Below are 14,166 nucleotides of genomic sequence, written 5' to 3'. Positions count from 1 at the left end.
CGACAACGGCTCGGCCTACACCGCCGAACAAACGCGCCTGTTTGCTCGACAGATCGGTTTGCAGCCAGTGACCACACCGGTGCGCAGCCCGCAGAGCAACGGCATGGCCGAGAGCTTCGTGAAGACGATCAAGCGGGATTATGTGGCGCACATGCCCAAGCCGGATCGAGAAACGGCGCTGCGTAACCTGGCAATTGCCTTTGAGCATTACAACGAGCAGCATCCGCACAGCGCTTTGAACTATCGCTCTCCGAGGGAGTTCAGGCGCTTGGCAGCTGCATCCATTTAACGGGGAGTTGGTGTCCGGTTTTGTAGGGGCAAGTCCAGTGCTGTAGGAGATCTAGCGTTGTCGCGTAGGGATGGAAAAGGTATACCTATCGCCCATAAAAAAGCCCCGATCAGATCGGGGCTTTTGCTTTTCAGATTTGTCGATTCAGACGGCAATCATCAAATCGCGGTGAACTCGGAAATCAATCCCAGCTCAACGCCCCACCAGTCTGATACTCAATAACCCGAGTCTCAAAGAAATTCTTCTCTTTCTTCAAGTCCATAATCTCGCTCATCCAAGGGAACGGGTTAGTCGTCCCTGGATACTCTTCCTTCAACCCAATCTGCGACAGACGACGGTTAGCGATGAACTTCAGATAGTCCTCCATCATCGCCGCATTCATCCCCAACACGCCGCGAGGCATGGTGTCACGTGCGTATTCGATTTCCAGCTGAGTCCCCTGCAGAATCATCTGCGAGGCTTCTTCCTTCATCTCAGCATCCCACAAGTGCGGGTTTTCGATTTTGATCTGGTTGATCACGTCGATGCCGAAGTTCAGGTGCATGGATTCGTCGCGCAGGATGTACTGGAACTGCTCGGCGACGCCGGTCATTTTGTTGCGGCGGCCCATGGAGAGGATCTGGGTGAAGCCGCAGTAGAAGAAGATGCCTTCCAGAACGCAGTAGTAGGCGATCAGGTTGCGCAGCAGCTCTTTGTCGGTTTCGACGGTGCCGGTTTCGAACTTCGGATCGGAGATCGAACGGGTGTATTTGAGGCCCCAGGTGGCTTTTTTCGCGACCGATGGGATCTCGTGGTACATGTTGAAGATCTCGCCTTCATCCATAGCCAGCGATTCGATGCAGTACTGGTAGGCGTGGGTGTGGATCGCCTCTTCGAACGCCTGGCGCAGGATGTACTGGCGGCATTCCGGGTTGGTGATCAGGCGGTACACGGCCAGGACCAGGTTGTTGGCAACCAGGGAGTCGGCGGTGGAGAAGAAGCCAAGGTTGCGCATGACGATGCGGCGTTCGTCGTCGGTCAGGCCTTCCGGGTCTTTCCAGAGGGCGATGTCGGCGGTCATGTTGACTTCTTGCGGCATCCAGTGGTTTGCGCAACCGTCCAGATACTTCTGCCAGGCCCAGTCGTACTTGAACGGTACGAGTTGGTTGAGGTCGGCACGGCAGTTGATCATGCGCTTTTCGTCGACAGCGACGCGGGCGGAGGCGCCTTCGAGTTCGGCGAGGCCTTCGGCGACGTCGAGGGTGTCCAGGGCAGCTTTGGCACGGGCGATTGCGGCAGAGTCGTTCGCGGTAACGGCGCGAGCTTCTTGAGCGGCGACACCACCAGCGGTGTCGAGTCGGTCCATGTTGGCTTCGCTCGCGTGGCCGGCGTTAGCGCCTTTTACCACGGCTTCGCCGCTGTCTTCTTTGTCGAATTCGTCCCAGCTCAGCATGACGTGTCGTCTCCTGCGTGAGGGCCAGATGCCCGTGTGATGGTTGTTCACACGGTCGCTCTGACCGCGTTGGATCTTAAGGAATCGTTTTTTGCAGCCAAGGCAGGCAATAAAACAGAATTTTGTACGGGGTTCCGAGAGCCACTGATGGGCGCAACCAGCGTTAAACGCTACTGCGGGGCTCCAGACTGGCGTTTCATCCCTGTAAGGGGATATTGCAGGCCCGTTAAGGCGGCATTATAGGGAAATTTTCACCGGCGTGGTGCGGCGAATCGGCTCATGGAACGGCCGGAAGGGCGGGTTTTTCGGGCAAACCGAGGTAATACAGGGCTTTGGCCGGTGCAGATTTTTTTTCGTAAATTTTGACGCTGAAACATTTCTGCTCAAAAAATAGCCAAAAACACCGTTTTTCACTACATGTTGTGTTTCGTAGCGGTTTTCGCCGTCTACAAACACAACTGAGCCCGACCGGAGCCGGGCTGGAATCGACCTTCAACTCATAGCTGAAATGGCCCGATTCGGTGCAGTCGAGTTTAGCCATTAGAGCAGCCGTTACCCATCACGCTGTAGCTCAGAATATGGCGTTGGCCCTTGGAGTCTTCGTATTCCATTTTCATCGGGACAACTTCACACACATTCGGTACTTCGCTCATGGAAACAACTTTGGCGATGTCCAGGTGGGTTGAGTAAGTGTATTGCTCAACGACCGGTTGTTGCTGTGCGACATCAGTCGGGATCTCGTCTGCCATGGCGGTTGCGCACAGGCTGCTGAGGGCCAGAACTAATAAAGCTTTCATTTCGGATTTACCTTTTAGAGGTCGAATGGGGTCACGCAACCTTTGTGGGGTTGCGTGTGGAGCTTGGGTACCGGAGTGTTTGATTAACTGCCTTTGTGGGGGCTGTAACTCGGTTAATCAGATCGCCTGGTTGGCGTTACCCAGCCATAACGCGACCTGTAGCAGCTGGCGAAGCCTGCGTTCGGCTGCGAAGCAGTCGTAAAATCAGCAAATGCGGTAAATCAGGCAGACCGAACCAAGCCGGGATTACGACTGCTGCGCAGCCGAACGCAGGCTTCGCCAGCTGCTACAGGTCGCGTTATGGCTGGGTAATGAAATTGACTGGAAGAGGCTTGGAAACCGGGTTTACGGGCATTTCACGACATTTTGTAGGGGCTTGTTACTACCATCGTCGAATGGTTCTATAGGTCCGGCACGGCTAAAAAGGTGTCATACAAAAACAACTATTCCACCGAGGTAAGAAAGATGAGTGCGGCTTCCCTGTATCCCGTTCGTCCCGAGGTCCTGGCTAACACGCTGACTGACGAGGCTACCTACAAGGCCATGTACCAGCAGTCGGTCGTCAACCCGGACGGCTTCTGGCGCCAGCAAGCCAAGCGCCTCGACTGGATCAAGCCTTTCACCACGGTGAAGCAGACGTCTTTCGACGATCACCATGTCGACATCAAATGGTTCGCCGACGGCACACTGAACGTTTCCTACAACTGCCTCGACCGTCATCTGGCTGAGCGCGGCGATCAAATCGCGATCATTTGGGAAGGCGATGACCCTTCCGAAAGTCGCAACATCACCTATCGCGAACTGCACGAACAAGTTTGCAAGTTCGCCAACGCCTTGCGCGGCCAGGATGTGCACCGCGGCGACGTGGTGACTATCTATATGCCGATGATCCCCGAAGCTGTGGTCGCCATGCTGGCCTGCACCCGGATCGGCGCGATTCACTCGGTGGTGTTCGGTGGTTTCTCGCCGGAAGCCCTTGCCGGTCGCATCATCGACTGCAAATCCAAAGTGGTGATCACGGCGGACGAAGGTATTCGCGCCGGCAAGAAGATTCCGCTGAAGGCCAACGTCGACGACGCGCTGACCAACCCGGAAACCAGCAGCATTCAAAAAGTCATCGTGTGCCAGCGCACCGGTGGCGACATCAAGTGGAACCAGCATCGCGACATCTGGTACGAAGACCTGATGAAAGTGGCGGGCAGTGTGTGTGCGCCGAAAGAGATGGGTGCCGAAGAAGCGCTGTTCATCCTTTACACCTCCGGTTCGACCGGCAAGCCGAAGGGCGTGCAGCACACCACCGGCGGTTACCTGCTGTATGCGGCCATGACCCACGAGCGTGTGTTCGACTACCGTCCGGGCGAAGTCTACTGGTGCACCGCCGACGTCGGCTGGGTCACCGGTCACACCTACATCGTCTATGGCCCGCTGGCCAACGGCGCGACCACGCTGCTGTTCGAAGGCGTGCCGAACTACCCGGACATCACTCGGGTGGCGAAGATCGTCGACAAGCACAAAGTCAACATCCTCTACACCGCACCGACCGCGATCCGCGCGATGATGGCATCGGGCACCGCTGCCGTTGAAGGCGCGGATGGCAGCAGCCTGCGTCTGTTGGGTTCGGTCGGTGAGCCGATCAACCCGGAAGCTTGGGACTGGTACTACAAGAACGTCGGCCAATCCCGTTGCCCGATCGTCGATACCTGGTGGCAGACCGAAACCGGTGCAACCTTGATGAGCCCGTTGCCGGGTGCTCACGGCCTCAAGCCGGGTTCGGCGGCACGTCCGTTCTTCGGTGTGGTGCCGGCCTTGGTCGACAACCTGGGCAACATCATCGAAGGCGTTGCCGAGGGCAACCTGGTGATTCTCGATTCGTGGCCAGGTCAGGCGCGCACGCTGTACGGTGACCATGACCGCTTCGTTGATACCTACTTCAAGACGTTCCGTGGCATGTATTTCACCGGTGACGGTGCGCGTCGTGATGCGGATGGCTACTACTGGATCACCGGTCGGGTGGATGACGTGCTCAACGTCTCCGGCCACCGCATGGGTACCGCCGAAATTGAAAGCGCGATGGTCGCTCACCCGAAAGTCGCCGAAGCGGCGGTGGTCGGTGTGCCGCACGACATCAAGGGGCAGGGCATTTATGTCTACGTCACCCTGAACGGCGGCGAAGAGCCGAGCGAGCAACTGCGTCTGGAACTGAAAAACTGGGTACGTAAAGAGATCGGGCCGATTGCTTCGCCGGATGTAATCCAGTGGGCGCCGGGGCTGCCGAAAACCCGTTCGGGCAAGATCATGCGCCGGATTCTGCGCAAGATTGCGACGGCTGAGTACGATGGGTTGGGTGACATCTCCACCCTGGCCGATCCGGGTGTGGTGCAGCATTTGATTGATACGCACAAGACCATGAATGTTGCTTAAGTAGCGGGTCTTGAGTCATCGAAACCCTGCCAGGTGGTGAGCCTGGTGGGGTTTTTTTGTGCCGATCGTTCCCACGCTCCGAGTGGGAACGCATCCAGTGACGCTCTGCGTCAAACACCGGAAGGGACGCAGAGCGTCCCGGGCGGCATTCCCACGCAGAGCGTGGGAACGATCAACGCTGGCCCAATAATTATCGGCTTCAGTTGTAGGTGCTTTCCCACTGTTACCCATCACCCTTCAAGTAACTGAATGTGTAACCGCCCGCGCCAATCCGGGGCATTGGGAAACGCCAAACCCCATTCACGAGCCTCCTCAGACCCTCAAAAAAATAAGACATAACGCCAAGCTTGCCGGATTTGCAGGGTTTGCCAATAATAGGCCCGCAATTTGCTACATAGATCGGTTCACTGTCTTTTGCTTCTGCATGAATTTGCAGGGCTGTCAACGCGCTCTGGCGGCTTTCTCGGTGCTTCTGTAATTAGTTGTCGCATTGAAGAAATATCGGCTTCGGGCCTGTCGTTAGAATGCCGATCACTCGCTCGTTGTGGCTCGCGTTGAAAAAGCGCGCGATTCCTACAGCGCAGCATCGTTGTCTGGTTCTACTCACTCGCATATTGGGCTATCGCTCACTCTGCCGTTTTTGCCCTTTACCGATGGAGTCCCAAGATGAAGAAACTCGTGCTGCTTGGCGCCCTGGCACTGTCCGTGCTGTCCCTGCCAACCTTCGCCGATGAAAAACCTCTGAAAATCGGCATCGAAGCGGCTTACCCTCCGTTCGCTTCCAAGGCGCCGGACGGCAGCATCGTTGGTTTCGACTACGACATCGGCAATGCCCTGTGCGAAGAGATGAAGGTCAAGTGCGTGTGGGTCGAGCAAGAGTTCGACGGTCTGATCCCGGCACTCAAAGTGCGCAAGATCGACGCGATCCTGTCGTCGATGTCGATTACTGAAGACCGCAAGAAATCTGTCGACTTCACCAACAAGTACTACAACACCCCGGCTCGCCTGGTCATGAAGGCTGGCACTCAAGTCAGCGACGGCCTGACAGAATTGAAGGGCAAGAACATCGGCGTGCAACGTGGTTCGATCCACGAACGTTTCGCCCGTGAAGTCTTGGCTCCGCTGGGTGCCGAGATCAAGCCTTACGGCTCGCAGAACGAAATTTACCTCGATGTGGCCGCTGGCCGCCTCGATGGCACCGTGGCTGACGCTACGCTGTTGAATGATGGCTTCTTGAAAACCGACGCAGGCAAAGGCTTCGCGTTCGCTGGCCCGGCCTTCACCGACGTCAAATACTTCGGCGACGGCGTAGGTATTGCTGTTCGCAAAGGTGACACGGCTGATCTGGAGAAGCTCAACGCCGCCATCGCCGCCATTCGTGAGAACGGCAAGTACAAGCAAATCCAGGACAAGTACTTCGACTTCGACATTTACGGCAAGTAAATACGTCGCAACGAAAAGTCCGAAATGGCGCAAGCAACAGGATCTCTGAGGTTTGCGCCATTTTTTCATCCCAACTTTCGAGGACCTGAATCATGTTGAAAGGCTACGGGGCTGTCATCCTCGATGGCGCATGGCTGACGCTTCAGCTCGCCTTGTCGTCCATGGTCCTGGCCATCGTTCTGGGGCTGATCGGCGTTGCGCTGCGTCTGTCGCCGATTCGCTGGCTGGCCTGGCTGGGCGATCTGTATTCCACGGTGATCCGCGGTATTCCCGATCTGGTGCTGATCCTGCTGATTTTCTACGGCGGCCAAGACCTGCTCAATCGCGTCGCACCGCTGCTCGGTTTTGACGACTACATCGACCTGAACCCGTTGGCTGCCGGTATCGGCACCCTGGGTTTCATCTTCGGTGCGTACCTGTCGGAAACCTTCCGTGGCGCCTTCATGGCGATTCCGAAAGGGCAGGCAGAGGCCGGCATGGCGTACGGCATGAGCAGTTTTCAGGTGTTCTTCCGGGTATTGGTGCCGCAGATGATTCGTCTGGCGATTCCGGGATTTACCAATAACTGGCTGGTGTTGACCAAGGCCACCGCGCTGATTTCGGTGGTGGGTCTGCAAGACATGATGTTCAAGGCCAAGCAGGCGGCAGATGCTACCCGCGAGCCTTTCACCTTCTTCCTCGCAGTGGCGGCGATGTACCTGGTGATCACCAGTGTCTCGTTGCTGGCATTGCGTCACCTTGAGAAGCGCTACTCGGTAGGCGTAAGGGCGGCTGATCTATGATCTTCGACTACAACGTCATCTGGGAGGCCATGCCGCTGTACCTCGGCGGCCTGGTGACTACCCTCAAATTGCTCGCGCTGTCGCTGTTTTTCGGCCTGCTGTGCGCCTTGCCGCTGGGCCTGATGCGTGTCTCGAAGAACGCGGCCGTTAATATGACGGCGTGGCTCTACACCTACGTGATCCGCGGCACGCCGATGCTGGTGCAGCTGTTTTTGATCTACTACGGGTTGGCGCAATTCGAAGCGGTACGTGAAAGCTTCCTGTGGCCGTGGCTGTCCAGCGCAACGTTCTGTGCGTGCCTGGCCTTTGCGATCAACACCAGCGCCTACACCGCCGAGATCATCGCCGGCAGCCTGCGGGCCACGCCGAACGGCGAGATTGAAGCCGCCAAGGCCATGGGCATGTCGCGCTACAAGATGTACAAGCGCATCCTGCTGCCATCGGCCCTGCGCCGGGCGTTGCCGCAGTACAGCAACGAAGTGATCATGATGCTGCAAACCACCAGTCTGGCGTCCATCGTGACCCTGATCGACATCACCGGTGCCGCGCGCACGGTCAACGCGCAGTTCTACCTGCCGTTCGAGGCCTACATCACCGCGGGCGTGTTCTACCTGTGCCTGACCTTCATTCTGGTGAAGCTGTTCAAACTGGCCGAGCGCCGCTGGTTGGGCTACCTGGCCCCGCGGAAGCACTGATATGGAACGCATCGATCATGCATTGCCGTGGAGCCACTTGGGCAGCGAACGCCAGATTTCGGTGTTCCGCTTCGGCTGCGGCGAGCGCAAGGCCTACATCCAGGCCAGCCTGCACGCCGATGAACTGCCGGGGATGCGCGCGGCCTGGGAGCTGAAAAAGCGCCTGACCGAGCTCGAAGCCCAAGGCTTGCTCAACGGTGTGATCGAATTGGTGCCGGTGGCCAATCCACTGGGCCTTGGTCAACTGTTGCAGGGCAATCATCAAGGGCGTTTCGAAGCGGGTAGCGGCAAGAACTTCAACCGCGATTTCGTCGAGTTGGGCGCGCCAGTTGCCGCTGCGTTGGCAGAAAGCCTTGGTGATGATCCGCACGCCAACATTCGCCTGATCCGTCAGGCGATGGCCGATCATCTGGCCGCATTGCCAGAGGCGAGTAGCCAGTTGCAAGGCATGCAGCGCATCTTGCTCAGTCATGCGTGCACCGCCGACGTCGTTCTGGATTTGCACTGCGACGCCGAAGCGGCGCTGCACATGTACGCCTTGCCGCAGCACTGGCCGCAGTGGCGTTCGTTGGCCGCGCACCTGAATGTGCGGGTCGGTCTGCTGGCGGAAGATTCCGGCGGCAGTTCTTTCGACGAAGCCTGCTCGCTGCCGTGGTTGCGTCYGTCGCGCCTGTTCCCTGATGCACAGATTCCGCTGGCTTGTCTGGCGACTACCATTGAATTAGGTGGTCAGGCCGATACCGGACGTGTTGAGGCTGAGGCTCACGCCGAAGGCATTCTGGCGTTCCTTGCCGAGCAAGGTCTGATCAGCGGTGAATGGCCCCAGGCTGCGCAAGAAGCGTGCGAAGGCCTGCCGTTCGACGGCACTGAATTGCTGTTTGCACCGCACCCGGGTGTGGTGAGTTTCCTGCGTAAACCCGGTGAGTGGATCGAAGCCGGTGACGAGATTTTTGAAGTGATCGATCCGTTGTCGGATCGGGTCAGCACGGTGTGTGCTGGTACGTCCGGGGTGCTGTTTGCCATTGAACGGCTGCGTTATGCCCAACCCGGTTTCTGGCTGGCCAAGGTGGCGGGGCGCGAAGCGCTGCGTCACGGGCGCTTGCTCAACGACTGACTGACTGTTTTTGTGAGAACCGACCGCATGTACAAACTTGAAGTCCAAGACCTGCATAAACGCTATGGCAGTCACGAAGTGCTCAAGGGCGTGTCCCTGAAAGCGGCGGCTGGCGATGTGATCAGCATCATCGGCTCCAGTGGCTCCGGCAAAAGTACCTTCCTGCGCTGCATCAACCTGCTGGAGCAGCCGCACGCGGGCAAGATTCTGCTCAACAACGAAGAGCTGAAACTGGTCGCCAACAAGGACGGCGCGCTGAAGGCGGCCGACCCGAAACAGCTGCAACGCATGCGTTCGCGCCTGTCGATGGTGTTCCAGCATTTCAACCTGTGGTCGCACATGACCGCGCTGGAAAACATCATGGAAGCGCCGGTTCACGTACTGGGCATGTCCAAGGCCGAAGCCCGGGAAAAAGCCGAGCACTACCTGAACAAAGTAGGCGTGGGTCACCGTAAAGACGCCTACCCTGGCCATATGTCCGGCGGCGAACAGCAGCGAGTGGCCATTGCCCGTGCGCTGGCGATGGAACCTGAAGTGATGCTGTTTGACGAGCCGACCTCGGCACTCGACCCGGAACTGGTCGGCGACGTGCTGAAAGTCATGCAGGCCCTGGCCCAGGAAGGCCGGACCATGGTGGTGGTGACGCACGAAATGGGCTTTGCCCGTGAAGTGTCGAACCAGTTGGTGTTCCTGCACAAAGGTATCGTCGAAGAAAGTGGTAACCCGCGTGAAGTGCTGGTTAATCCGCAGTCAGAACGTTTGCAACAATTCCTCTCGGGAAGTCTCAAGTAATAGCTCCCGTTACGCACTGGGATAGTGCATGCTTCGCAATTTAGAGGCTGGCCCCGATCCCCTGTGGGAGCGAGCCTGCTCGCGAATGCGGTGTGACATTCAACGTAGATGTCGACTGATTCACCGCTTTCGCGAGCAGGCTCGTTCCCACATTTAGATCGCTGCAGGTTTTGAGATTTGCGTTCATTTACGGGCTAGCATTGGTCCGTGCCTTCATCACTGATTTTCGTTTCGGATTGCCCGCCATGACTGCCCATCGAATTGGTTTCCTGATTTGGCCCAGCACTAAAGCATTGACGCTTGCGCTGGCTGAGGAGGCCTTGCGTGTTGCCCAGCGTGTGCATCCGGATGTGGTTTACGAACTGTCGTTTTTGCAGGCCGAACCGCAAACCGAGGGCGCCTGGCAGTTGCCAGGTGAACCGTGGGCCGGCAAGCTCGAAAATTTCCAGAAGCTGTTTCTGCTCGCGGATGAGCCGCCGGCCACACTCGCGCCGGCGCTCAGCAGTGCGTTGAAGCAACTGGTGCGGGCCGGTTGCGTGATTGGCGGTTTGTCGGCCGGTGTGTACCCGCTGGCGCAATTGGGGTTGCTCGACGGCTATCGCGCCGCCGTGCATTGGCGCTGGCAGGACGATTTTGCCGAGCGCTTCCCGAAAGTCATCGCCACCAGCCACCTGTTCGATTGGGATCGTGATCGCCTGAGCGCGTGTGGCGGCCTGTCGGTGCTCGATTTGCTGTTGGCAGTGCTGGCCCGTGATCACGGCGCCGAGCTGGCCGGTGCCGTGTCCGAAGAACTGGTGGTCGAACGCATCCGCGAAGGCGGCGAACGCCAGCGTATCCCGCTTCAGAACCGCCTCGGCTCCAGCCATCCGAAGCTCACCCAAGCCGTGTTGCTGATGGAAGCCAACATCGAAGAACCGCTGACCACCGACGAAATCGCCCAGCATGTGTGCGTGTCCCGTCGGCAGTTGGAGCGAATCTTCAAGCAATACCTCAATCGTGTGCCGAGCCAGTATTATCTGGAATTGCGCCTGAATAAGGCCCGGCAAATGTTGATGCAAACCAGCAAGTCGATCATCCAGATCGGCCTGTCGTGTGGGTTCTCCTCGGGGCCGCACTTCTCCAGCGCCTACCGCAATTTCTTCGGTGCTACGCCGCGGGAAGATCGCAACCAGCGACGTAGCAGCAGCCCGTTTGAGTTGTCGTCGGTGCCGTCCGAGCGCGGCTGAGTTACTCGTCGATCTCGGAGCCTTCAGAGGTGGACATTTGCACTTCACCTCGATCGATGACTTCGTCCACGCCGAAATCTGCTCCCGTACGTTCGTAGTAACTGATCAGCCGTAACAGACTTTCCTCCGTAAATGGATTGCCTCTCAAGGAAATGCTTTCTGCAACTTCCACGGGCAGTTCCAGCAAGTCGCTGGGCACTTCGGTGATTGCATTCGAGCTCAGGTCTACCCAATCCAGATTGTCCAGGTGAAGCAGGCCGTTCGGTATTTCGGTGATTGCGGTGTTATCGAGCAARAGGGTCGACATCTCCGGCATCTGGCTTAGGTCAATGTTATGTCCCAGAGGGTTGGAGCCCAGATCGAGGTAATCAAGTTGCTCCATTCCCGCCAGTGCGGTTGCCGACTCTTCTGACAGTCTGACGCGGCAAGCGGGAAGTGAAAGCGACCGCAATTGGCCCATGTTAAACACGGCATCCGGAATGTTGCCCAGCGTGCAGTCGCGCAATCTCAGGCTTTTGAGGTTGGGAAAGGATTCCAGGAAACGGCCGATATGCGTCACGCCACCGGCACTTTGAACCTCCAACGCTGACACATGACTGAAGTCTGCATCCAGTGCGGGTAGTTGTCCGTTGATGATCGAACGGATCCTCAGTTCGTGAGTGGGTTCTATGGCATCGTTGAAATCATCCAGTTCGGACTCATGCTGCCAGCATTGCTCCAGCGCTTGCTTGAACTCGTCACGGCTGGCTTGTTCGGCAAAGAGTTGGGCTGCGTCTAAAGGCTCTCCCGTCAGCGGATGCCGCGCTGGAAGGGCGGCGGTCCAGGCAGACAAATCGGTTCTCAATCGAGCCAGTTCAGCCTCCAGGCGCGTCAGCTCTGCCCGGCCATCCTCCAGCGTGCCCGGTAACTCGTAGACAAACTCGCTTGCTTGCTCGACTTCCATACCTGGGTACAGCGTTTTAACGCGATCAATGTCCGCCTCAGGTGCATAGATGCCCATGTCGTAGGCGCTTTCGAAATGATGTTGTTTGACGAGTTCCTGTGAGCGGTTGGAAATCGGGTTGTGTGTCAGGTGCACACCGCGTTTTTCGTACAGCGAACTCTCGAACAAATCGACAGGCAATTCGCTGATTTTGTTGTTCATCAACAGCAGGGTGTCGAGTTTTGGATGCTGCAGGGCTCCGGCGGGAATGGCGGTCAGGTTGGTATTGCTTAGATCGAGGTGAACAAGTTCATTCATCGAGTCGATGCGAGGCACGATTTCGAACGGGTTTTTGTACAGATCCAGCGTGATCAGTTTGTTCAATGCAGTGAGTTTCGACCACACCGCAGTGTTTATCCTGATACCGCAATCACTGAGTACCAGCGCATCAAGGTTCGGCATTCGGGTGATGGAATCGGGGAGGGTGGTCAGGGTGAAACGGCGCAGTTCCAGGCGACGAAGTCCATTGAAACAGTTCAGGAACTGCGACACGCCCTGCGCAGTATGATCGCCTTCCAGGGAAAGCAGCGACACATGACTGAAGTTGGCGGTTAGTGTCGGCAAGTCGCCCAGGATCGGTTCTGCAAACCTCAGCACATACTGCTCGCTGCCATCCGGCGCATCGAAATCACGCTCGGACTGGCGGCGCCAGCTGCGCTGGATTTCCTGGGCGAGCTGTGTGCGATTGCGGCGCGCGATATCTCGTTCCAGGTCGTTCAGGGCAAGGCGTGTTTGCGGGTGTACGGTCGGTGCATCGTTTATCCAGTGGCTTAAATCCTGATGCAAGCGGGCCAGTTCATTGGTCAGGCGAGAAAGTTCTATACGAGCGCCATCGGGATGGCGTTGCAGCCTGAGAACAATGGGCTCAAGTTCCTCCTGAGTCAGGCTTGGATAAACTTCGCGAACCCTATCCTCCAGCGTGGGCGTGCGCACAATGCGGCTGTAGCCTTGCGTCCCCCCAGGCAGGCGCATGGTTGTCGGGTCGTAGAAGGGTTTTCGATGGGGGTTTTTCGCAAACAGTGCACGAAGCCGTGGGTGGTCCAGCGCCTTGGCGGCAATGCGCTGTTTGAGCGTCTGGCCTTCGCCAAGGGAAAGGCCCAGTGTGGTGCGCTCGGTATCCGGCAGCGCTTGAAGGATGGCCTGATAAAAGTCACCAGAGAACGTCGGCGTTTTGGTGTCATTAAGCGCCTGATAAACGCCGTCTTCGCTGCGCACCAGCGTTTTTCGGATCGATGCTTCAACTGGCCCGATACTGTCGCGCACGACTCCGTCATGGACAAAGTCCCTCACTTCAATACGCACATTTGCGGGCCATTCGGGTAGCAAATCCAGACTGTGCAAGGCCAGCATGTGAGTGTCTGCGGTCGCCAGGGCATCAGAAAAAAGGCCTTCATAAGCTCGGCAAGCGCGCACAGCTTCCAGGGCTTTCCTTGCGACGTCCTTCAGGCGTTGAGGTATGACCCCGCTGTGTAATTGCTTCAGTTCGGTGCCCGAAGCATTACTCACCAGTTCCTGGGCGATATCGGTCGGTATTCCCTCAAAGTCGTCGAGCAATCGCTGTGTCGGTATATCTCCGGTCTTCTCCTGTTCGCGATAACGAAGCTCGAACAGCGACTTGCGATAGTTTCGGGCAATGTCCGCTGTCTGCTTGCGCAATGCTGGCGTCTGGGCTTCCGGTTCCGGCAGGGCAGTATCGACAGGCCATGAGTTGAATCGAGTCAGCAACTGGTGCTGTAAGACCGGATCGGCCTTGCGATATTGCTCAGGCTGGTCGCTACCCATCTGTTCGATAAACCTCTGAATATCCCGATCGATCCTGAAACGCTTGATGGTGTCGGTCAGCAGCGATGGCGGTCGATGGTTTTCAACATGGATTTCTCGCAATACGTTGTCGTGATAACCGCTGATCCGCAGAATCTGCTCGCGCTCGGCGCTGGAAAACGATTCGACAGAGCGCCCAAGACGCCGCATGACGGTTTCACGGTCCCAATAAAGGGGTTGCTCCAGTTCTGTTTGCCAGGCGCCATGACCATTGTGTCGCAATGACGGCTTATAGGTGTCGACGTGGCTTGGGTGTTGAATCTGAAACTGACCGGTTTCTTGAGTCGCTTGCACGGCGTACAGCTTTCCCTCGAGCGCAAGCAGCGTCTTGCCCTCATGGTGGTACAGACCGAGGTGATCGGGTTTTCCCTC

At 57.4% G+C, this 14,166-nt stretch carries 11 protein-coding genes; 8 read left to right on the top strand and 3 right to left on the bottom strand.

The genetic code is table 11. The features are described 5' to 3' along the window. A partial coding sequence (locus AC1DSG_RS21175) for an integrase core domain-containing protein (RefSeq protein ID WP_477792634.1) occupies positions 1 to 289 on the top strand: 289 nt, incomplete at its 5' end. Positions 290 to 470: 181 nt separating this feature from the next. Here AC1DSG_RS21175 and AC1DSG_RS21170 read toward each other — a convergent pair. Both AC1DSG_RS21170 and AC1DSG_RS21165 read right to left on the bottom strand, forming a co-directional pair. Beyond that, the gene (locus AC1DSG_RS21170) at positions 471 to 1,721 is read right to left on the bottom strand and encodes a ribonucleotide-diphosphate reductase subunit beta (RefSeq protein WP_477792633.1); all 1,251 of its coding nucleotides are present in this window, start codon (positions 1,719 to 1,721) and stop codon (positions 471 to 473) included. Between the two features lie 533 nt (positions 1,722 to 2,254). Continuing rightward, entirely contained in the window at positions 2,255 to 2,518 is a 264-nt protein-coding gene (locus AC1DSG_RS21165; RefSeq protein WP_477792632.1) for a DUF2790 domain-containing protein, read from the bottom strand. Between the two features lie 465 nt (positions 2,519 to 2,983). Here AC1DSG_RS21165 and acs point away from each other — a divergent pair, with 465 nt between their 5' ends. From acs to argR, 7 genes are all read left to right on the top strand, one after another. Next, complete coding sequence (gene acs / locus AC1DSG_RS21160; RefSeq protein ID WP_477792631.1) at positions 2,984 to 4,939, top strand: acetate--CoA ligase; 1,956 nt, start codon at positions 2,984 to 2,986, stop codon at positions 4,937 to 4,939. 666 nt (positions 4,940 to 5,605) lie between these two features. Beyond that, a complete protein-coding gene (locus AC1DSG_RS21155) occupies positions 5,606 to 6,382 on the top strand; it encodes an ABC transporter substrate-binding protein (protein ID WP_477792630.1) in 777 nt (258 codons plus the stop codon). Between the two features lie 92 nt (positions 6,383 to 6,474). Beyond that, positions 6,475 to 7,164, top strand: coding sequence for an ABC transporter permease (locus AC1DSG_RS21150; protein ID WP_007943881.1), 690 nt, complete (start codon positions 6,475 to 6,477; stop codon positions 7,162 to 7,164). Next, positions 7,161 to 7,859, top strand: a complete 699-nt coding sequence (locus AC1DSG_RS21145) for an ABC transporter permease (RefSeq protein WP_477792629.1) — start codon at positions 7,161 to 7,163, stop codon at positions 7,857 to 7,859. Before AC1DSG_RS21150 ends, AC1DSG_RS21145 begins: the two co-directional genes overlap by 4 nt. A 1-nt stretch (position 7,860) precedes the next feature. Next, the gene (locus AC1DSG_RS21140) at positions 7,861 to 8,973 is read left to right on the top strand and encodes a M14 family metallopeptidase (protein ID WP_477792628.1); all 1,113 of its coding nucleotides are present in this window, start codon (positions 7,861 to 7,863) and stop codon (positions 8,971 to 8,973) included. Positions 8,974 to 9,000: 27 nt separating this feature from the next. Next, complete coding sequence (locus AC1DSG_RS21135) at positions 9,001 to 9,765, top strand: ABC transporter ATP-binding protein (RefSeq protein WP_477792627.1); 765 nt, start codon at positions 9,001 to 9,003, stop codon at positions 9,763 to 9,765. Between the two features lie 245 nt (positions 9,766 to 10,010). Beyond that, positions 10,011 to 10,991, top strand: a complete 981-nt coding sequence (gene argR / locus AC1DSG_RS21130) for a transcriptional regulator ArgR (protein ID WP_477792626.1) — start codon at positions 10,011 to 10,013, stop codon at positions 10,989 to 10,991. Position 10,992: 1 nt separating this feature from the next. Here the strand turns inward: argR and AC1DSG_RS21125 are convergent. Then, a partial coding sequence (locus tag AC1DSG_RS21125; RefSeq protein ID WP_477792625.1) for a leucine-rich repeat domain-containing protein occupies positions 10,993 to 14,166 on the bottom strand: 3,174 nt, incomplete at its 5' end.

The sequence above is a fragment of the Pseudomonas sp. P5_A12 genome (genome assembly GCF_056400685.1).
This window is presented reverse-complemented; position numbering and strand designations above follow the sequence as displayed.